The sequence below is a fragment of the Herbaspirillum sp. YR522 genome, assembly GCF_000282575.1.
Lineage (GTDB): Bacteria > Pseudomonadota > Gammaproteobacteria > Burkholderiales > Burkholderiaceae_D > Herbaspirillum.
Window position 1 is genome coordinate 1 of the sequence record NZ_AKJA01000141.1, and the last position, 21,696, is coordinate 21,696.

Annotated in this window: 13 protein-coding genes; 7 read left to right on the forward strand and 6 right to left on the reverse strand. The window is 66.0% G+C overall.

The annotated features are described in order from the left end of the window. Positions 1 to 45: 45 nt before the first annotated feature. Positions 46 to 1,293 (reverse strand): MFS transporter, encoded by a 1,248-nt coding sequence (locus PMI40_RS20440; protein WP_040502570.1) that lies wholly within the window; start codon positions 1,291 to 1,293, stop codon positions 46 to 48. Positions 1,294 to 1,427: 134 nt separating this feature from the next. Here PMI40_RS20440 and PMI40_RS20445 point away from each other — a divergent pair, with 134 nt between their 5' ends. Then, positions 1,428 to 2,423, forward strand: coding sequence for a LysR family transcriptional regulator (locus PMI40_RS20445; RefSeq protein ID WP_008119318.1), 996 nt, complete (start codon positions 1,428 to 1,430; stop codon positions 2,421 to 2,423). A 46-nt stretch (positions 2,424 to 2,469) separates the two neighbouring features. Here the strand turns inward: PMI40_RS20445 and PMI40_RS20450 are convergent, their stop codons facing one another. After that, a complete protein-coding gene (locus PMI40_RS20450; RefSeq protein ID WP_008119319.1) occupies positions 2,470 to 3,963 on the reverse strand; it encodes a succinate CoA transferase in 1,494 nt (497 codons plus the stop codon). 197 nt (positions 3,964 to 4,160) lie between these two features. On the opposite strand from PMI40_RS20450, the gene PMI40_RS20455 reads away from it, so the two are divergent. From PMI40_RS20455 to PMI40_RS20465, 3 genes are all read left to right on the forward strand, one after another. Beyond that, on the forward strand, positions 4,161 to 5,057 hold the full coding sequence (locus tag PMI40_RS20455; RefSeq protein ID WP_008119321.1) for a LysR family transcriptional regulator: 897 nt from the start codon (positions 4,161 to 4,163) through the stop codon (positions 5,055 to 5,057). 134 nt (positions 5,058 to 5,191) lie between these two features. Continuing rightward, positions 5,192 to 7,327 carry an FUSC family protein gene (locus tag PMI40_RS20460; RefSeq protein ID WP_238540988.1) on the forward strand — a complete coding sequence of 712 codons (2,136 nt, stop codon included), beginning with the start codon at positions 5,192 to 5,194 and terminating at the stop codon, positions 7,325 to 7,327. 94 nt (positions 7,328 to 7,421) lie between these two features. Beyond that, positions 7,422 to 8,537 carry a mechanosensitive ion channel family protein gene (locus tag PMI40_RS20465; RefSeq protein WP_008119324.1) on the forward strand — a complete coding sequence of 372 codons (1,116 nt, stop codon included), beginning with the start codon at positions 7,422 to 7,424 and terminating at the stop codon, positions 8,535 to 8,537. Positions 8,538 to 8,693: 156 nt separating this feature from the next. Here the strand turns inward: PMI40_RS20465 and PMI40_RS20470 are convergent, their stop codons facing one another. After that, positions 8,694 to 9,098: a DUF4148 domain-containing protein gene (locus tag PMI40_RS20470; RefSeq protein WP_008119325.1), complete on the reverse strand. Its 405-nt coding sequence runs from the start codon at positions 9,096 to 9,098 to the stop codon at positions 8,694 to 8,696. A gap of 447 nt (positions 9,099 to 9,545) precedes the next feature. Here PMI40_RS20470 and PMI40_RS20475 point away from each other — a divergent pair, with 447 nt between their 5' ends. Further along, on the forward strand, positions 9,546 to 10,283 hold the full coding sequence (locus tag PMI40_RS20475) for a glutamine amidotransferase (protein WP_008119327.1): 738 nt from the start codon (positions 9,546 to 9,548) through the stop codon (positions 10,281 to 10,283). Here the strand turns inward: PMI40_RS20475 and PMI40_RS20480 are convergent. Then, positions 10,268 to 11,839, reverse strand: a complete 1,572-nt coding sequence (locus tag PMI40_RS20480; RefSeq protein WP_008119328.1) for a methyl-accepting chemotaxis protein — start codon at positions 11,837 to 11,839, stop codon at positions 10,268 to 10,270. The two genes, PMI40_RS20475 and PMI40_RS20480, sit on opposite strands and share 16 nt — an antisense overlap. Positions 11,840 to 12,054: 215 nt before the next feature. Then, complete coding sequence (locus PMI40_RS20485) at positions 12,055 to 13,356, reverse strand: Zn-dependent hydrolase (RefSeq protein ID WP_008119331.1); 1,302 nt, start codon at positions 13,354 to 13,356, stop codon at positions 12,055 to 12,057. Between the two features lie 304 nt (positions 13,357 to 13,660). On the opposite strand from PMI40_RS20485, the gene PMI40_RS20490 reads away from it, so the two are divergent. Both PMI40_RS20490 and PMI40_RS20495 read left to right on the forward strand, forming a co-directional pair. Next, a complete protein-coding gene (locus PMI40_RS20490) occupies positions 13,661 to 13,963 on the forward strand; it encodes a hypothetical protein (protein ID WP_008119333.1) in 303 nt (100 codons plus the stop codon). Between the two features lie 752 nt (positions 13,964 to 14,715). Beyond that, a complete protein-coding gene (locus PMI40_RS20495) occupies positions 14,716 to 20,400 on the forward strand; it encodes a hypothetical protein (RefSeq protein ID WP_157221630.1) in 5,685 nt (1,894 codons plus the stop codon). A 31-nt stretch (positions 20,401 to 20,431) separates the two neighbouring features. Here PMI40_RS20495 and PMI40_RS20500 read toward each other — a convergent pair whose 3' ends face one another. Further along, positions 20,432 to 21,679, reverse strand: a complete 1,248-nt coding sequence (locus tag PMI40_RS20500) for an MFS transporter (protein ID WP_008119335.1) — start codon at positions 21,677 to 21,679, stop codon at positions 20,432 to 20,434. Between the last annotated feature and the right edge of the window lie 17 nt (positions 21,680 to 21,696).

Below are 21,696 nucleotides of genomic sequence, written 5' to 3' on the forward strand. Positions count from 1 at the left end.
TGGCGGGTTGCCCCGCCAGTGCCGCTGGTCGCCGACCGGCCCGCTTTATCGGGCCTTGGCAGCCGCCGGCCACAAGCGTACGCCCAGTGCCAGCACCGCAGTGGCGGTCGCCAGGCCAACCACGCCGATCCAGCCCCATTGCGCCAGCATCAGGCTGCCCAGTGCAGCACCGGCGGCCATGCCGACGAACATGCCCACGAACAGGATGGCGTTGAGGCGACTGCGAGCGCCTGGTTCGATGCTGTAGACGATGGTCTGGTGCGCCACCAGGGTGGCCTGTACACCGAGGTCGAAGCCGATGGCGGCCAGTGCGATCAGGACCAGTTGGCCGTCTCGGGAGAACCATGGCGACAGCGCCATCGCAGCGAACGACACGGTGGCCAGGCCGACACCCAGGCGGGTCACCAGTTCAGGGCCCTTCCTGTCGCTGATGCGACCGGCCAGCGGCGCGGCCAGGGCACCGGCGGCACCGGCCAGGCCGAAGGCGCCGGCGGCGGCGCTGCCGAGGTGGAAAGGCGCACCATGCAGCATCACCGCCAGGGTCGACCAAAAGGCCGAGAAGCCGATCGACAGCAGTCCCTGGGCCAGGGCGGCGCGGCGCAGGGCGCCATGCTTCTTGAACAGGGTCGCCAGCGAACCCAGCAGCGCGCCGTACGACAGGTGCGTGGTCGGGTGGAAACGCGGCAGGCCGCGCCATGCGGCCAGGCCGACCAGGGCAATGCTGGCGGCGGCACCGACGAACATGGCACGCCAGCCGAAGTGCTCGGCGACAAAGCCGCTGACCACACGCGACAACAGGATACCCAGCAGCAAGCCGGTCATCACGGTGCCGACGATACGGCCGCGATGTTGCTCCGGTGCCAACGTGGCGGCGGCCGGAACGATGTCTTGCGCCATGGTGGCGGTAAGGCCGATGGCCAGGCTGGCCGCCAGCAGCGTGGCCACGCCCGAGGCGGCGCCAGCCAGCAGCAGGGCGACGGTCAGGATCGCGGCCTTGACCAGGATGATGCGGCGCCGATCGTAGCGGTCGCCCAGCGGTGCCAGCAGCAGGATGCCCAGGGCGTAACCCAGCTGGGTCGACATCGGCACCATGCCGACCATGCGTTCGGTGGCGCCGATATCGTCGGCCAGCACACCCAGCATCGGTTGCGAGTAATACAACGACGCCACGGCCAGGCCGGCACCGGTGGCCAGCAGGCCGATGAGTGGCGTCGACAGGCCGTGGTGGGACGATTGCGCCGAGGCAGCAGCGACCTTGGCTGCGGCAATATGCGTCTTGGGAATGCTATTCATGGTGAAACCCCTGTTGTGGTTCGATTCGATACCGGCCACGAAAGTACGGCAGGGCCAGCGGTGAGACGGATTCTGCGCGCCCCCGCAGCCATGCGGTAGTAGCGCCATGAGCAGAATTGTTATACGTTAGGCGTATGACCAAACCAAGAAAACCCGTTCCCGCGGGGTCACCGTCGGCAGGCCTGGTGGACCGTATCGAGCTCATGCAGACCTTCGTGCGCATCGTCGAGGCCGGTAGCCTGTCGGCGGCGGCGCTGCAACTGGGGTCGACCCAGCCGACCATCAGCCGTCGGCTGCAGGCGCTGGAACGCTCGCTGGGCGTGCGCCTGCTGCAACGCTCCACGCATGCCATGAAGATGACCGAGGATGGCGAGCGTTGCTACGAGCGCGCCAAGGACCTGCTGGCCGGGTGGGATGAATTCGAGAGCGACCTGCGCGGGTCGCGGCTGCAGGCCGAAGGGACCTTGCGGGTGGCGGTACCGCACGCGTTCGGGCAAGCCCAGTTGATCGGGCCGTTGGCCGATTTCATGCGCCAGCACCCGCGTATCACGGTGGAGTGGCTGCTGCATGACCGGGCGGCCGATTTCATCTCGCAGGGGCTCGATTGTGCGATCCAGGTCGGTGAAGTACATGACCCGTCGGTGGTGGCGATCCACCTGGCCGAGGTGCCGCGCATGATCGTGGTGGCGCCCTCGCTGATGCAGGGTCGCCCGTTGCCGCAGCACCCGTCGGACCTGGCCGCCTTGCCGTGGGTGGCCATCCCGGCCTTCTACCGGCGCGAAATCACCCTCACCCATGCCGGCACCGGTGAGCAGCGCCACGTGGCGTTTCGGCCGCAACTGGTCACCGACAGCTTGTACGCCCTGCGTAGTATCGCCGTCGAGGGGCTGGGCGTGGCGGTGGGCTCATCCTGGGTGCTGGCCGACGATGTCGCCGCAGGTCGACTGTTGCAGTTGCTGCCGCAATGGCAGGTCGACCCCCTGCCGGTGTCGCTGCTCTATCCATACGCGAGTTTCTACCCGGCACGCCTGCGCCATTTCATCGATACGATGAAGGAGGCGATGCCGGCTGCGGTGCGCGGCGCGGTGGGTTGGGAAGCGGTGCAGCGTATCAGGCGGCAGCCGGGCTGACGGGGCCCTGGCCGGCATCACCCACCGTGGATCGGACAGGCCAGGCTCAGCGCTCCAGGCGCATGGTACCCGCCCGCGCATGGTGCTGATGCCAGGAGAATGCCTCGCCCAGCAGGTGCGGCGTATGTCCCCCGGCGCGGCACGCGCGCTCGAAGTAGTCACGCAGTTGCGCCCGGTAGTCGGGGTGGCAGCAATGCTCGATCACCCGCGCGGCACGCTCGCGCGGCGCCAGGCCGCGCAAATCGGCCAGGCCCCACTCGGTGACCAGCACGTCGACGTCGTGCTCGCTGTGGTCCACATGCGAGACCATCGGCACCACGCTGGAGATGGCCCCCTGCTTGGCGGTCGACTTCGACACGAAGATCGAGAGCTGGCCATTGCGGGCGAAGTCGCCCGAACCGCCGATGCCGTTCATCATGTGGGTGCCGCCTATGTGGGTCGAATTGACGTTGCCGTAGATGTCGAATTCGAGCGCCGTGTTGAGCCCGATGATGCCCAGCCTGCGCACCAGCTCCGGGTGGTTGCTGATTTCCTGCGGACGCAGCACCAGCTTGTCGCGGTAACGCTCCAGATGACGCATGAAATGCTCGTACTTCGCCTGCGACAGCGTGATCGACGAGGCCGACGCGAACGCCAGCTGGCCCGAGTCGAGCAGGTCGATGGCGCTGTCCTGCAATACCTCCGAATACATGCTCAGACCGTGGAACGGGGAGTCGGTCAGGCCGTGCAGGACGGCATTGGCGATGGTGCCGATGCCAGCCTGCAGTGGCGCCAGGGTAGGCGGCAGGCGACCACTCTCGACCTCGCCCTCCAGGAACCCGATGACATGGCCGGCGATGGCGCGCGTGTCGTCGTCGGGTGGCAATACCGAGGAGGGGCTGTCCGGGGTCTCGGTGAGGACGATGGCGGCCACCTTGGCCGGGTCGAAGGCAATCGTGGTGCGCCCGATGCGCTGCGCCGGCGCGGTCAGGGGAATCGGCTCGCGCTGCGGGCGCTGGCCGGGCAGGTAGATGTCGTGCAGCCCCTCCAGGGCTATCGGTACGCTGGTATTGAGTTCGATGATGATCATGCGCGCCTGCTCCACGAAACTGGCCGAATTACCCACCGACATGGTGGGCACGATGCCCTCCTCGGTGATGGCGGCGGCCTCGATGACGGCGATGTCGATGCGCGATGGCGTGCCGTTGCGCAACTGCTCGACGGTTTCCGACAGGTGCTGGTCGATGAACATCACTTCGCCGGCATTGATCCTGGCGCGCAGGGTGGCGTCGACCTGGAAAGGCAGGCGTCGCGCCAGCAGCCCTGCCTTGGCCATCATGCCGTCGCTGTCGTTGCCCAGCGAGGCGCCGGTGATGACCGTCAGCGACAGCGGGTCGCGGGCGGCGCGCGCGGCCAACGCACGCGGTATGGCCTTGGCATCCCCGGCGCGGGTAAAACCCGACAGGCCCACCGTCATGCCATCGGCAAACAATAGTGCGGCGGCGTCGGCCGACATGATCCTGGCCGCCAGTGCGGGCTGGCCGATACGCTGGCTGTTCATTCTTGCTCCTGCTCGTGGGCTTATGGGAAAGTCGAAATGCGCCTTGCCAGCACTGGCATGACGGACTTCTTTCATTGTTCTTGTGAGGCCAGTATAGAAGTCGCGCTTCATGCACTGTATGATTTAAATTCCCCGATTCCAGTCGGAATCTCCATGCCTTGACCTGCCTCAAGTTCTTCTTTCGAAAGCCTGCAACCGTGGATATCCGCGCCCTGCGCTACTTCACCGAAACGGTACGCCTGAACGGTTTCAGCCGTGCCGCCGAGGCGCTTCACGTCACCCAGTCGACCGTCAGCAAGATGGTCCGACAGCTGGAGCATGAACTCGATGCGCCCTTGCTCATCCGCGATAGCCGCAGCCTGCAACTGACCGATACCGGGCGCCTGGTATATGAGCAGGGGCAGCAGATCCTGGCGGCGATGCAGCGCTTGCATGCAGAAATACGCGACACCCAGGCGCAACGGCTGGGGCACCTGGACATCGGCATCCCGCCGATGATCAACATTCTCTGTACGCCGGTATTGAAGGCCTTTCGCGAGCGCCACCCCGATATCGCGCTGAAACTGAAGGAAGACACCGGCCCGCAGATCGAGCAGCGGGTGGCCAGCGGCGAACTGGAGATCGGCATGACGGTGCTGCCGGTCGATCCGGCGCTGGCGCTGGAGGTGATGCCGGTGGCGCGTTATCCGATCTGGGCGGTGGCGCAGGCCGGCAGCTTCCAGAAGGCACGCAGTACGCTGCGTTGCCGCCAGCTCGACGGCATGCCGCTGGTCATGCTCAATAACGAATTCGGCCTCACCCGCAGCTTGCGGGGCAGTTTTCGCGAAATCGGCATCGCGCCGCAAGTGGTTGCCCAGAGCGGGCAGTGGGACTGGCTGGTGGCCATGGCCCTGGGCGGCATGGGCACCGCGCTGCTGCCCGAGCCCTTCATCCATCGCATCGCTACCGACCAGTTGCAGGCGGTGCGCCTGACCGAGCCGGAAGTGCAATGGCAGGTGGCCTATGTGACCCGGGGTGGCTACCTGTCGCATGCGGCCCGGGCCTGGATGGCGGTCAGCGCCGAGCTGTTCGCGGGCGGCCCGCGCCAAGCCTGATGTCCATGCAGTGCGCGACTCGATAGGGCGAACTTAAGTCATACCGGGCATGATGCAGGCTGACTATACTGCGGCGATTGAACCCCGGTCGCCCCCAGCGACCCTGCGCCCCTTATAGCATGCCGCCGCCGCTATTGACCTCTCCCCTTGCCTTGCTGCAGGACGCCCTGGCGTTGCTGCGAACCCTTGTGCGCCTGTCGCTGCAACGCTGGCGGGTGCGTTTTCCGCTCCGCCATGCCAACCTGTCCGAGGGCCTGCGGGCCGCCTGCGGCGCCAGCGTCATGCTGTTGCTCGGCGAGTGGCTGGGCAATCCGCTGTTTTCATGGGCCGCCATGGGGGCCTTCCTGACCTGCCTGGCCGACAGTGCCGGGTCCAATCGGGCGCGCCTGCTGTCGATGGGCGGGTTTGCGGTGATCTCGACACTGGGTGGCGTATTAGCGGCCAGCGTGGCGGGCAAGAGCGTCGAGGCCGGATTGCTGGCGATCATGGCATGCGCCGGCGTGGCCGGCTTTTCGCGTATCTATGGCGCCGCGGTCGGGCTGGTGATGATGCTCGCCGCCGGGGTCTCGGCCATCATGGCTGACGCGCCACCGGTGTTGCTGCCGTTCTCGCACAGCCATGTGCTGATCTATTTCTGCGGTTGTGCCTGGGCCACGCTGCTGGGGCTGACGGCCTGGCGTATCCATCCGTTTGCCGCGGCGCGCCTGGCGGTGGCGCGCGTATATGGCGCCCTGGCCGAGCTGGCCGTGATCGCCGCCGACGGTGAGGATGGAAGCGACCCGGCGCAGCTGGCCCATGGCGCCGAACTGGCGGCCCAGTCGCGGCGTCATGCCCGCATCGACCTGGAGTCCGCGCGTCGGGTGTTGGGCGAGGTCGCCATCGAGCGCACCGCGTCGCGACGCCTGTACGAAAACCTGCTGGTGCGACTGGCACGGGCCGGCGAGTTGCTCGATTGCCTCACCGTGCTGGCCGACCTGCGGCTGTCGCATTACCAGGCGCCGCCGGCGCGTCGGCGCACGGCGCGTATCCTGGAGGCGATGGCGCAATTGATGCGGGCCATGCAACGCGACGTCGCCGGGCCGACCGGAGCCAAGCCGTCGCCGGCCGCTGATGCCCGCGTGATGATGCGCCTGCGGCAACTGGTGGCACGCCTGCCGGCAGTCACCAGCCACCGTCTGCAACTGGCGCAGGCGCCGTTGGCCGAAAGCGCAGTGGCCGATCCGGTCGACCTGAAGCGGGCCGCGCGCGGCGGCGGTGCGCAGCCGGGCGGCGTGCGCACCTGGCTGGCCCGGTTATGGAGCCTGGCACGCCGGGCGCTGCTGCACGCCGAGGCCGGTTCGGACGAATGGCAGCACGGCTGGCGTTGCGCCGCCGCCGCTGGCGCTACCTATGTGCTGGTGCATCTGCTGGAACTGCCTTTCGGTTATTGGGCCACCATGGCCACCATGCTGGTGATGCAACCGACCATCGCCGACAGTTGGTCGCGTAGCGTCGAGCGCGCCATCGGCAGCGTGGTCGGCGGCGCGCTGGCAGTGCTGCTGTCGCTGTTCGTCCATTCGCCCCTGGCGCTGGCGCTGCTGGTGTTTCCGCTGACGGTATTGACCATGGCCCTGCGCCCGGTCAGCTACGGCCTCTACGCCACCTTTCTCACGCCGGTGTTCGTGCTGGTGGCCGATGTCGGCAGCGATCCGGCCCAGCAGTTGACCAATGCCATGCTGCGCGCGGGAAACAACGTCATCGGCGCCCTGGTGGCGCTGGTCGCCAGCTACCTGTTCTGGCCACGCCGGCAGCGGGTCGACCTGCGCGCGCAGCTGGGACGCATGGTCGATCTCAATATCGCCTGTCTGCGCCAGGCCGTACAGGGACCAGGCGACAGCGTCGCGATGCACGCATGTCGTCGCGATGCCTGCGTGGCCAATGTCGAGGCCGGGTTGATGTTGCAGCGGCTGGCGCGCGAGGGCAGCCTGGACGGCGAGCAACGGGCAGCGGCGCGCATGGCGGTGGCGCTGTCGCGCCGCTTGGCGGCCGCCGCCAGTCACCTGTGGCTACATCCGCAGCCGCCCGCGCCCCTGCTGGAGCGGTGGCTGGGCGAGCTGGCGGTGGCGTTCGCGGCTTGCGCCGATGCGGGTGACCGGGCGGCTCACCGGGGCCTGGCAGCGGTACTGCAAGCGCGGCCGGCGCCGATTCAACTGGCAACCGCCGATGCCGTGGAAACCCTTTGCCTGCTGGCCACCTCACTTTATCCACAGGCGGCGATCCGGGACGAGTGAAACAAAACCTCGCTTGCCTGCTCGAACCCCGGACCACGCGTCATCGCGCCACGGGCGATGTCGTTATTGAAACGACAATCACGACAAGGAAGACATGGATCTGGATTTTCTCTACAAAATGAACGAGGGGCCGCTGCGCTCCGGCCTGATCGTCATCGGCGTGTCGCTGGTGGCCATTGCACTGGCGGTGTTGCTCCATCGCATGGGCACCATGCTGGTGCGGCGCCTGGCGCGCGGCCACCCGTTCACCATGACCGCCACCGAGGTGGCCTACAACTCGGGTCGCACCTGCCTGATCCTGTTCATGCTGCGACTGGTGCTGACCGGCGCGCCTGACAACACGCCCGGGCTGACCAGCGTGTCGTACCTGACCTCGGTGGCGCTGGTGCTGGCCCTGACCTGGTTTTTGATGCGCTGTGTGAAGTCGGTCAGCGTCACCGTCATCAAGCTCAACCCCTACGACGTGGCCGACAATCTGCGGGCTCGTCGCATCCTGACGCAGACCCGTGTGCTGTCGCGCAGCGCCTACTTCATCATCGCCCTGCTGGGCCTGTCGTTCGTGCTGCTGACACTGCCGGGCGCGCGCCAGTTCGGCGCCAGCCTGCTGGCCTCGGCCGGCGTGGCCGGCATCGTCGCCGGTATTGCCGCCAAGCCGGTACTGGGCAACTTCTTCGCGGGCCTGCAGATTGCGTTCTCGCAACCGATCCGTATCGACGACGTATTGATCGTCAAGGGTGAATGGGGGCGGGTCGAAGAAATCACCGGCACCTTCGTGGTGGTCAAGATCTGGGATGAGCGGCGCATGATCGTACCGCTCCAGTGGTTCATCGAAAACCCGTTCGAGAACTGGACCCACACCTCGGCCACCATCCTGGGCACGGTATTCCTGTGGCTGGATTTTTCGGTGCCGGCGCAGGAGATCCGCGCCGAATTCGAGCGGGTGCTGCGCACCCTGCCGCTGTGGGACAAGCGGGTATGCGTGATGCACGTCACCGATGCCAGCGAACGCAGCATGCAGATCCGGCTGCTGGTGTCGGCCGTCGATTCGGGCAGCGCCTTCGACCTGCGTTGCCAGATCCGCGAACACATGATCGGCTTCATCGCGCGGCATTATCCCGGCGCCTTGCCCCGCCTGCGGGCAGAGCTCGAGCCGATGGGCAACAACGCCGACGCGCTCGATACCATCATCGATGGCCCACCGCGCCAGTAGCGCCTCGATAGAAGACGGGCCCGACTACTTGCAACGAGGGAGAGACGTTGCTTTCGCGGGGCCCGTCAGGGGAGATCGAGGCAAGGCCGGGGTCACCGGTACCTGCCAGCGCCGACGCTCGTGGCGTCGGGCGTTCAAGCGGTCAGCACATGCGTATTACAGCGCGCTGTTTTGCTGGTTGCTCACGACACGGCCTTCCGAGCGTGCCTGTTGCAGTTCGTCCTTGACCTGTTGACGGGTCAGGGTCGAGTGGAAAGGCTTGTCGGCCGGATACTGGTCGCTGACCAGGATTTCGCCATTGGCGCGGGCTTGCTTCAATTCGGCGACCACTTCGGCGCGGGTCACGGTGGACACCGCAGGCTTGTCGGCAGGGTAACGGTCGGTGACCAGGATCTCACCGTTGGCACGGGCCTGCTGCAACTCGGCGATGACTTCGCTACGCGACTTGGTCGACTGGAATTCGGTTTCGGCTGGATAAGGCGCTTCGGCCATCGCGGCGCCCACGGCGCTGCTCAACAGGATGCCGGCGAAAAGGTTCTTTGCAATGTTCTTGGTGTTCATGATCGTTCCTTGTGAGAGAAATGATGTGCAAGCTAGCCTGGCCCGGTGGTTGGTGGATCAGTCGCTGTTTGCTTTCATCGTGGAACCAAGTTTAGGGATCCACGCGATCGAGAAAAAGGAGCCAAACCGGAATACATAATTCCCAAAACCAGAACAATCAGTTTTTTCGTAGATATGCAGTTGCCTTGTCATCAATTCTTGAATGCTCCTCAGGCTTGAGCTGCCCAGCCGGAAAACCCCGTCCGTAAAGGGATGCGGCCGATTTTCGGAGCGCTGCCAGCCAACCCGCCGAGCAATTCGAAGGCATGTCCCGCAGTAGATACTATCGTTGCGATATGCAAATCCAATGAAGTCGTTCAATGGATTTGATCAAGCCGTTCGGCGTTTCGTTGTATACGCTAAGATATAGCGATTGTTGCCGACACCCATCCCGGATCCTTGTTTCTCATGAAAACCGCTCTTGCGTTACGCCATGTGGCCTTTGAAGACCTGGGCCAGCTGGCGCCGCTGCTGGCCCAGCACGGCTATCGCGTCGATTACCTCGATATCGGGGTGGATTCGCTGACCGACTGCTCGCCGCTGGACGCCGATCTGGTGGTGGTGCTGGGCGGTCCGATCGCGGTGTACGAGCTAGAGCGCTACCCGTACCTGCGGGCCGAGATTGCCTGGCTGCGCGCACGCCTGCTGGAAGACCTGCCTACCCTGGGGATCTGCCTGGGCGCGCAGCTGATGGCGGCGGCCTTGCATGCGCGGGTGTATCCGGGCACGGCCGGCAAGGAAATCGGATGGGCCTGCCTGCAGCCAGGCGCGCATGCCGACGAGGTACCCTGGATGGCACAACTGATGTGTGCCGACATGCGGGTCCTGCAGTGGCACGGCGACACCTTCGATCTTCCGACCGGCGCGCGCCACCTGGCCTGCAGCGACCGCTATCCGAACCAGGCCTTCGCCTGGGGACGGCACGGATTGGCGCTGCAATTCCACCCGGAATTCGATGTGCGCATGGCAGAGCGCTGGCTGATCGGCCACGCCCACGAGATAGCCCATACCCGCAACATCAGCCTGTCGGGCCTGCGTGCCGACGCCGACCGCTATGGCCAACGCTTCCATCGGGCGTCGCAGCAGTTCTGGCAAGGCTGGCTAGGCAGCCTTGCGCAGACCCGCGGCCATTATCGGGCAGCCTGAAACGGCGCCTGCTCGAGCTGGAACTTGCGCCCGGCCTGCGCCAGTTTCTCGGCCTGCGCGCGCAGCAGGTCGGACGTCGCGGTGGCCTGTTCGACCAGCGCCGCATTCTGCTGGGTGGCGTCATCGATCTCGGTCACGGCGCGGCTGATCTGGTCGATGCCGGCGCTCTGTTCGCGGCTGGCCACCGAGATCTCGCCCATGATGTCGGTCACGCGACGGATGCTCTGCACCACTTCGTTCATGGTCGCGCCAGCCTGGTCCACCAGCTGGCTGCCGGCATCGACCTTCTCCACCGAAGCATCGATCAGGGCCTTGATCTCCTTGGCGGCCGAGGCCGAGCGCTGGGCCAGCGAGCGCACTTCCGAGGCCACTACCGCAAAGCCACGGCCCTGTTCGCCCGCGCGCGCCGCTTCCACGGCTGCATTCAAGGCCAGGATGTTGGTCTGGAACGCGATGCCGTCGATCACACCGATGATATCGACGATCTTCCTGGACGAGTCGTTGATGGAGCCCATGGTCTGTACCACCCGTGACACCACGCCGCTGCCCTTGACGGCCACGTTCGAGGCATCCTGCGCGAGCTGGTTCGCCTGTTGCGCATTCTCGGCGTTCTGGCGCACGGTGGAAGTGAGCTGCTCGATGGAGGCGGCGGTTTCTTCCAGCGAGCCGGCCTGCTGCTCGGTACGGGTGGACAGGTCGAAGTTGCCCGAGGCAATCTCACCGGCGGCGCTGGAGATCGAATTGGTGCCGCTCTGCACTTCGCCCACGATCAGCCGCAGCGCGCCGTTCATCTCGGCCAATGCGCGCATCAGGTCGGCGATCTCGTCGCGTCCCTTGGGATCGATACGGCCCGACAGGTCGCCTGCGGCGACCTGCTGCGCCACTTGCAGCGCCCGCTTGAGCGGGGTGGTGATGCTGCGCCCGATGATGATCACGGCCACCGCGCCGATGGTCACCAGCAGGATTCCCAGTACGATCATCAATTGCATGCTGCGCGCGCTGCTGCGGTCGATCTCGGCGGCCATGGCGTCGATCGACTGGCGCTGCATGGCCAGCAAGCCGTTGACTTGCGCACCATAGGCCTTGGCGGCCGGATCGAAGACTTCCTTGTAGGCCTTCTCGGAGGCCGCCGCGTCGCCGGTCTTGCGTGTGTCCATGACCAGTTCCTTGGCCGCCTGGTATTTCTTGCGCGCCTCCAGGATGGCCGCCATCAGCGCCTTCTCTTGCGCCGATTGCAGCAGCGGTTCGATCTTCTTGATCACGGCGCTGCCCTTCCTGACGCTTTCGTCGATGTCTTCCTTGAAGGTGTTCGATAGCGCGGCGTCGCTGCTGCGCGCGATCATCGACGTGCGCACCACGGCCGAATAGGTCAAGACGAACCAGTCGGCCACCAGGCGCTCCTTGGCCAGCGGCACCTCCATCATCTGGCGTGTGGCGTCGGCGTTGCGTCGGGCGTCGAGCAGTGACATCGAGGTCGACAGGATGGCCAGCAGCAGCACCAGGGCGAAACCAAGCGTGAGGCGGTTGGCGATCCGCAGGTTGGAAAGAAATCTCATGAGTGTCTCGACGATCAGATGACAGGCGTGGCCTGTCGGGTCCCGGGATTATTGTTATTGATTATTATTGGTCGTCGCCGTCGCCTGGTGTCGCACCTGGCATATCCGGCTGCTGGTTCAGGGTACTGGCTTTTGTCGAGACAGTGAAGAGCTGTGCAGTGGCCTGCGCGCAAAAGCAACACTGCTGCGCGGCAGCAGTGTCGAGGCGACTGACGTCAGGGCGCAAGCCCGGCGCGCATGGCCATCACCTGCGCCAGCACCCGGGTGCCGGCGGCGAAGTCATCCAGCGCCATGGCCTCGTCGGGATTGTGGCTACCGTTGGCATTGCGCACGAACAACATGCCGGTCGCAATGCCCTGGTTGGCAAACAACGCCGAATCATGTCCGGCCCCGCTGGGAAGTCGGCGCTGCGACGACCCCAGGCGCTGCGCGCTGGCTTGCAGCTGCTCCTGCAACGCCGCGTCCATCTGCGCTGGCTGGCTGCCGCTGCGCTCACCCAGGGCAAAGCGCACGCCGTGGCGTTGCTCGGCCGCCGACACCGCAGCCAGCAGATGACGTTCCATGCCTTGCAGGCTGTCATTGCTGCGCGACCGGATATCCACACCAAAACTCACCAGGCCGGCGACCTTGCTGATATCGGCCTGGCCGGCGTCGGTGAATACCTGGCCGAAGGTCAAGGTCAGCTCATGGCCTTGCTGCTCCATCGCGGCCCAATCCTGCTGCAATTGGGCGACGACTTCGGCCAGCGCCACGACGGCGTCGCGTCGATGGCTGCGTGGGGTGGCACCGGAGTGGGCATATTCGCCCAGCACCCGGGCATGGCGATAGCGCAGGCTGCCGCAGATGCCGGTGACCACCCCGAGTTGCTGGCCTGCCTCCACCAGCACCGGTCCTTGTTCGATATGCAGTTCGAGGAAGCAGGCGATGCGTGCCGCATCCAGATAGGCGGGCGTGGTCGCGATGTCGTCTGGGCGGCCGCCGCATTCATGCAGGTGCGCGCGCAGGCTGCGCCTGGTATCGAGGCGCAGGATATCGAGTGCCTCCGGCGGCAGCAGGCCGAAGGCCGATTTGCTGCCGATATACGAGAGCGGGAACCAGGCGCTTTCCTCGGCGCGGATGCCCATCACGGTGACGTCGCATTGCGGTTGCAGGCCCGCTGCGATCCATCCGGCGATGATCGATAGTCCGGCCACCACCCCGGCGGCGCCATCGTAGTTGCCGCCGCGCGGCACCGAATCGAGGTGCGACCCGGTCATGACGACGGGGGCGGTGCGATCCCGCCCGGGCAAGGTCAGGTAGAGATTGAGCGCCGCATCGGTGGCGATTTCCAGCCCCATGTCCTGCGCGGCCTGGCGCATCAGCGCGTGTGCGCCCTGCTCGCCGGCGCCATAGGTATCACGCGTGATACCGGGGGCGTCGCCATTGAGTCGAGCGCTGTCCTGGCGCATCCTTTCGAACAGGCGCTGCGCCAGGGGGATATCGGGTTCGGCTGCGATTGCTGCGTTGGGGGAAGTCATCTGGAGTGTTTTCCTTGGTACGAATGCGATGTGCCGCATGGTGCAATGGACAGCTGCAATAGCCATGCCAAGCGCGAAATGATACAGAAAACGATCGATGACGACGGGCGTTGTCCGACAGACAATGCCCTCAAATTACGCTGCGGCAGCAAAGCGCGGCTTTTTGCGTCATTGGCGAAGCACAAAATAAGGGCTTGTCCGACATTGCCCAAGCGCGGCTATGCCTATAGTGAGCTTGCAGATTCATTGCATTAAGTTCACCTGTCCGATCCGACCGATCCGACACAAATAGGAGATAAATAATATGAAAGCACGTCACATCCTCATCTCGACCTTGTTCCTGGGCATGACTGCAGGCGCCATGGCCCAAAGCGCGCCAGCGACCACCACCGGCACGCCATCCAACGATCCGTTCGTGCAGAAGCGCCAGGCCGATGCCGATGCCAAGGCCGAATACAAGGACCAGAAGAAGTCGGCCAAGAGCGAGTACAAGGCCGACAAGAAAGCCGCCAAGCAACAATTGAAGCAAGAGCGCAAGGAGTCGCGCGCCGCCCGTAACGAGCAGCTGGCAAATACGCCAGCGACCAAGACCGACAAGACGCCTTGATGCGTCGGGCCTGGCTTGCCCGGTCAACCCGGGCCGGCTCGATGCCCGTTGGCGGCCAGCGATATTAGCCGAAGGGGGCGGATCAATCCGCCCCCTTCGGCTATCTGCTATCTATTGGTCGCTATCGGCCGGATACCACCGGAATCGGTGAGTTGACACTGTAGCGGCCGGAGCGCGCCGTGGCCCGCAGGGGACGGTCGCAGACACGGCGCGTCGGTTGACGAAAAAGTCACTTGCTCAATGCCGCGTCATTTCCAGTTAATGCGAAAACAGCGTGAGACATGCTGCCTTAACCTTGTGACTTTGCCTGGCGCAGGGAGCAGCCATGTGCACCCACCCTTTTCTCCGACCACGCATGCTGGTCAACGTCGTTGGTCTATCGGCTACATAGACAGAGCACTTGTGCGCAGCGCCCGATCACATGGATGGACACGGCCCTGATCGGCTGCTTGCGTGACGCCGATGGCGTCCGGCTGCCGCACTTTACGCGTAGGCTGCGAAAGCTGTGAAGCGGGCTCCTGGAGCGGGGTTAGTACCTGCGCATCGTGCCCAGAATCACAAAATATTCTCGACAAAAATCTACGGTCTCGTATTGGGTGCTGCCTTAACCTGTCCTCCCTAAAAAACGTCTCAATGGAGGTGTCAGGATGTCTGATGATGCACGCGATGAGCCCATCGTTCCAACCCAGCACAATGCCAGCATAGATAGGGACGGCCGCGGTGCAGCCGACCGGCCAGCCAGATCGAGGTCGATGCCACGCACACGCGGCGCTTCCGGTCCGACCGGCGGTGGCAGGCAGGCCCCGCCCGAGCCTACCGTGGATGTGATAGTGGAACGTCGTGGTCGTGGCTACGCCGTGCAAGTCGGCGAGCGCATGAAACCGGCCGGCGACGACGGCGACAGTTTCTACCGCGCGGTGCTGCTCGGGCTGGGCCAGACCCGCGGCGACGAAGTGGCCAGCCACGATATCCAGGCGTTGCGCAACGATGTGGCCGATACCCTGTTGCCACGGCTCAATTCGGGCCTGCTGCGCATCTGGTGGCAGAACCGGCGCAAGCGTACCGGGCTGTCCGCGGAGCGTTACATCGAGCGCTATATCCGCTCCCCGGGTAGCTGGGATGAGCCACTGGCGCAATTGCTGCCGGTGATCGTGCCGTCCTGCGCCACCTGGCGTCGCCTGGGCGGCAGCCGGCTGATGGTCGACGCGCCAGGATATGGCCGGCATGCCGACAAGGGTAAGCCCGGGCCGGCACCTGCAGTGCGCGCCAGCGAACTGTGGGCGGCATTCGTCAAGGGCGATACCAATGTGCTGGCGCCGATGGATGGCCAGGTATTGCGTGACAAGCCGCTGGCCCTCTCCTTGCTGACCCGTTCGGCCAGTATCACGCTCGACCATCCCCGCGATGCGGTCGAGATGCGTGCCGTGCCTGCCGACCTGACCGTCCATTTTTCAGCCTTGGCCGCTGCCGACGCCGCCGACGACCAGCGCAACCTGATATTGCTACCCAGCGCCACCACGCTGGTCGATACCCATGGCAGCCTGCCGACCATCGACGTGCAGCAGGCCATCGACAGCAGCACCGGCGCGCTCACCTATACCGTCACCGACATCGGTCGCGGCGCCACGGTGCGCTTCGTGTTCGCCCCCGGGGTGGCCTGCCCGGCGCTGCAGGTACTCGATGTGCTGCAGCGCGCGGCCCAGGCCAAGCAGGCCGCCACCGTGCAGACCCTGCACCTGCTGATGCATGCCGACGCGCCGCTGACGGCCAGCCCGCCAGCACACAGGGCGACCATGGCGCGCCTGTGGAGCGACCTGTCCGACGAGGTACGTCGTCGCGTGCTGGCCGGGTTTACGGCGCGCCAGGGGATCAAGGCGATCGAACTCGATGTGGTGCGCGAACTCAAGAGCGGCACCGAGCCCGAACGGGTGGCGCTGGCCACCGACATGCTGGTATCGGCGCTCGATCTATGGCCGGCGCGGCGGGAAGTCGAGCTGATCCCCTTTTCGTTCTGGCTGGCCGAGATGGCGCAGGCCATGGCCGCCACGGGTGGCTGGCGCGAGTTCATCCAGGCACGCGGCCTGGTGCGCGAGCGCCATGTCGCCTGGCAGCACGTACGAGCCGATCTCGGGCACTGGCTGCACGCCGAGCAGGTGGGTGGCAATCCGGCGTTGTCGGTTGCCACCCGTGAATGCCTGGCGGCGTCGCTGGCGCGGGCCGACGACAAGCCGTCGCCCGCACCGGAGAAGTTGCGCGGCATGCCGGCGCGCCAGGTGCGGGAACGACTGGCGGCCACGCATGCCGATATCGTACGACGACGTCGCCAGGCGCACGACGCGCCGGAGGTGGTGATCGCCGCCTTGTCGCACTGTGCCGCCGACGTGTGCGGCAGCGGCGATGGCGACGGTGGTGGCGAGATGGCCGACGACCCGGCCGCCGGGCCCGGCGAAGCGGTCCCGCCGGGGAGCCGGCAGTGGGCCTCACTGGTGGCCGATACCGGACGCGCCGAGCTGCGCCTGGACCGCCATGCCGCGCGCGACCAGCCGATCGACCTGTCGCTGTTGCAGCGCCCGGCGACGCTGGTGCTGGACCATCCGGGCGATATCGTGCAGATGCAGGCCATTCCGGCCGGCGCCACGGTGCGCTTCGACCCGGCACCGCCCGACAGCGTCGGCAGCGACCAGCGCTGGCTGGTGATCTTGCCGGGCCAGTCCGATTTCCTCGGCCAGGCCGGCCCGCTACCCTCGATCGACATCAGCAAGAGCGCAGGCGCTCAGCTGGGCTGGGAGGTCTATACCTTGTTCGATACCGGCCGGCGTATCGGCTGCCGCTTTACCTTCGCCGGTCCTGTCGCGCCCCGGGTGCGGCGAGTGCTCGACTCCCTCAAGCAGGCCGCCGACGACAAATGGAGCGCATTCAGGTCGCTCTACGCCGATGCACGGGCTGCGCCGCGGGTCGTCGACTGGGGTGCCGAGCGGCGCCGCAATGCGGCCGGTTACTGGCGCGCTTTTCCTGCGCTGGTCAAGGACCGCGTGCTCGGTTATTACCGCCGTTCGCCCGCCAGCCAGGCGCCGCTGCGCGGTCTCGACATTGCCGAGCTGCTCGATAATGCCGCCGAGTCGTCCAGTATGGCATTGGCCCGGGAGGTACTCATCAGCGCCATGGACTACTGGGACGACCATGGCGAGGCCGACGACATCGGCGCCGTGTTCTGGACCGATGCCAGTCACCAGGAACCCGCGGGTCAAGCTTCGCATCACGGCTTCGAAGAGATGCTCGAACGAATCCTGCAGGCTCATCGTCGATGGCAGGAAACCTCGCCGCCGTTCACGCAATTGCTGCGCTGGCTGTCGCAGCCGGTACTGGAAGACGATGCCGATTACGTCGCCATGCATGCTTTTCTCGGACGCGCCATGCGGCGTGCTGGCGGTGAAGTGATCGAATCCGGCAGCCGTTTTGGCGATAGCCTGGCCGGCGCTACCGCAGCCCAGCTGCGGCAGCGCCTGGGCTGGATCGGCCCGGCGCTGGTCAGCGACGATCCCGATTCGGCCCGGCCGGCGCTGATGGTGCAGGCGCTGCAGCCGTGGATGGCATGCATCGGCGGCGCCGAGCCGATCGTGCTGGGCGCCGGCAGCAGGATCGACACCGCAGCCGTGAGGCGCAATTGCGTGCCTGCCGGTTGCGGCCTGCGGGGGGTGCGCTACCTGATCGATGCCAACCTGCCCGCATCGGAGGTGGCAGGCCTGTTTGCCATCGATGCCACGTTGCTGGCCGATGGCTCGCTACCGCTGGAGCAGCGCGGCCAGGTCGACGGTACCGGCGATGGCGCACGCTGGGCGCGCAGCTACCGGATCTGGGGACCGTGGACCTACGATGCCGCACGGCGTTCGTGGCAGCGTACGCACCACGAGATGAGCGTGGAAGGCACGGTCGTCGCGCAGCGCCATGCCTTTGATCGGCACATCAACAGCCTGCTCAGGGAGATGGGCAGTGCCCAGTCGTTCTCGCAGTTCGCGGTTGACCGGCAAAGGATCGAGATCAAGGACAATGCCTGTTTTGCGCTGATGCCCCAGTCACGGTTCGACCGACGGACGGTAAGCATGAGCGGGGCGGGCGGGTTGCTGCTGCTGCCTGGCGGCCTGCGTGGCACGGTCACGATCGACCTGGCGGCATTGCGCCCGGACGCTGGTGCCCGCATCGAGGCCGATCCCGAGCTGCTGGAGCACCTGTTGCCCAGGGCCTCCATCACCATCGACGGCCGCACCTTCCTGCAATACGGCCGTGACGACGAGGACACCATCGCCGTCCAGATCGGCCCGCAGGAAAGCGGCCATCCGCTGTGTGGCTCGCTGACCGTGCAACTGCGCGCGGTGGGTCGCAAGCAGTTCGTCGAGGACCTGGCAGACGAGACCAAGGTCATCATCCTGGTCAGTCCGGTACTGGACGACGAAATCGTCTTGCCTCCCGTCGCGCGCGATGTGCTGCTCTATGCGTCGGGCAAGACACAGAAATTCGTCATCGTGCAAATCGGCCCGGGTCGGCTGCAACTGCTGTGCAGTACGCCCCTGGACCAAGCCACGGCCAACCTGTCCTTGCGGCTCGAATTGACACCCGAGCTGTTGCCGCGCTACGGCGTGAGCGACATGGTGCTGGGGTCGACCGGTTACATCACCGGCGCCGTGCGGGACAACCGCGACGGCGGCATGGTGATATTCGGTTGTACGCCCGGCGTAAAGCTGGACCGCAATGGCTGGCAGGCCGGCGCGGCGGCGATCAGCAGGTTGCATGATGCCTATATCGATCATCTGCTCGACTGGGACGACCGCCTGCGCCGCGGCGCGCCGTTCGGCGCCGATACCATGGAGTTGGTGGTGCAGTACGGCAATGCGGTGGTCGAGCGCGCCGACGTCACGTTACTGCAGCGTGCGGCGGTGCTCAGCGGTGCGCTGGAGGCACGACAACAGGCCGAACTGGCCGGCGCCGGTGCCACCAAGGGCGCCGCGGCCGACGAGCGCCGCACCGCCAGCGCGGTGCTGGCGCAGTTGCTGGTGTTTTCGCTGTCGCACGTCTTCGATGGCGTGTCGGACGCCGAATGGCGCAAGCTGGTCGCGGCGGGCGACACATCCTCGATGAGCGAGCGGTTGGTGGGCATGTATGTCGACATGGCCTGGCAACGCGAGCACAGCGACGAGTTCTATGCCGGGTTGGCGGGCCTGTACCGTTTCCTGCAGATGTCGACCACCGATCCGGATGTGGAAGCGTCGCTGGCACGCGACGAGGCGTGCATCGATGCCGCCCTCGAGCTCGTCGCTGGCGAGTCGGTCGGCGATGACGCCCTGCGCCAGACCGGTCTCGAGCATTTCAAGGGTTCTCCCGAACGGGTGCAACGGCTCAAGTTGACACTGGTGGCGCGACGCGACGAAAGGCTGTTCGACGACGATCCGCTGTGGCGCGACCGCCTGCTGCATGAATTGCGTCGCCCGCATGCCCGCTCTCGCCGCAGCGGCGTGCTCGACCTCCTAAGCGCCGTGCTGGCCGGCCACGGCGGTCGCGATGCGGTGCTGCTTGCCTACCAGCACCGCAAGACGGCAGTGCCATCGACTGCGCATACATCATCGGTCGATGCCACCAAGCGCGACGTGGTGCTGTTCGATCACCTGTCGACCCAGCAATTGCAGCGGACCGCGCCTGCCGGCACGGCGCATCGCCTTCGCCGTAACGTGAGGGACCCGGTCGAGCCGATCAATTGCCGTTTGGTCTCGGTGGTCAACTTCACGGGCGCGCTGCTGATCTTCATCGGTGACCTCGGAACGGTGGTCAGCAAGTGGCAGATCAATGAACCGGGCTCGCCTACCCAACGCTTTGCCACGATGTACTTCCAGATAATCAAGGCCGCCGGCTGGTCGGCCCAGCAGGTGGCTGCCTTCGCATGCCAGCCTGAGGCCGAGGGAGCGGCTCGGTTCATCCTTGTCACCGCACCCGTGGTGGGATTGGGCATGGGCTTCAATTATCTCGCTGGCGGCCTGACAGAGTTGGTGGTGCGAACGCCAAGGACGCGCTGGACCTGGCGCCAGGACATGCGGCCACTGGTCGCACGCATGCCGGGCGCGCGTGCTTCCAAGGTGATGCAGCTCATCGACGTGGCCGGCAATATCTACCTGGTGCTGGCCGAGGCGGCCAAGATCGCGACCTTGTCGCAACAAGCCGAGCGTGCGCAGGGGTCGGACATCATCGGCGCCTCGACCGCCTGCGCATCGGCGCTGCTGGGGGCCGTCGCCGCCGGCGGTGAGTTTGGCTCGAAGACCCTGCTCACGCCGGCCAAGCAGTTCTACCAGGCCGCCGGCCTGTCTTCATCGTTGCTCAACCTGTGCAGCGCGTCTACCGCCGTCGTCGACTCCGGCACGTTGCGGGCCGACGACGATCACCACGAGCTATGACCACCATCGACCACTGCCGGCATGCGCCGCGTCAGGCACCCGGCATGCTGCGCCACAGTCGTCGTGCCAGCCACGCGGCCAATGCGGCTTGCACCAGCATGAAGGCGGTCACCGCGTACCAGCCGGCGTGCTCCCAGAACCAGCCGCCGACCGAACCCAGGATGCTGCCGCCGAGATAGTACGCCAGCAGGTACAGCGACGCGGCATGACCGCGCCCGTGTTGCGCCAGGCGGCCGACCCAGCTGCTGGCGGCCGAATGGGCGGTGAAGAAGCCGATCGTGATGAACACGATGCCGGCGATCACCAAGGGCAGCAGCGAGGCGCATGTCAGCAGCAGCCCCACGCATGAGATCGCAATGCCCGAGGCCACCAGGGGCGGCCGGCCGAAGCGGTCGGCCAGCGCCCCGGCCCAGGACGAGGCGAAGATGCCGAACACATATGCGCTGAAGATCAGGCCGCTCAAGGTGGGCGAGAGCGAGAACGGCGCACCCATCAGGCGAAAGCCGGCATAGTTGTACGAGGTGGCGAAGATGCCCATGGCCAGGCCGCCGATGGCGAATACCTGCCGCAGGCGCGGGTGGGCCAGGTGCGCTTTCCATATGGCCAGGTGGTCGCCTAGCCGCATGCCGGCGCTGCGCACGAAATTGCGCGAGCGTGGCAGCAGGAAGATGAAGGCAGCGGCCAGCAACAGGTCCAGCACACCGATGGCCAGCATCGCGTGGCGCCAGCCGAATGCTTCGGACAGCACGCTCATGGCCACGCGGCCCATCATGCCGCCGAAGGCATTGCCGGCCACGTACAGGCCCATCGAAAAGCCCAGGCCGCTGGCGTCGATCTCTTCGGACAGGTAAGCCATCGCCACGGCCGGCACGCCACCCAGCGCCAGCCCTTCGAGCGCGCGCGCGGCCAGGATCATGTGCCACGAGGGCGCCACTGCGGTGAGCAGGTTGCAACCGGCGGCCACCGCCATCGAGGCGAACATCAGCTCGCGCCGCCCATAGCGTTCCGACACCATGCCGGCCACCGCAATGGACACCGCCAGCAACGCGGTCGACAGCGACAGCGCCAGCGACGCGCCGGCCGCACCGACACCGAATTCGCGGGCGAACTCGGGCAACAGCGGCTGCACGCAATACAGCAGCGAGAAAGTGGCAAAGCCGGAACAGAACAACGCGACGGTGATGCGACGATAGGCCGCAGAGCCGCGCAAGGCGCTATTGCGTTGCGGGGTAGGCGCGCCGGAACGCACGGCATCGGCGCGGTCGGAAAGGGAGGTCATCGGTGCGGCAGTGCGGC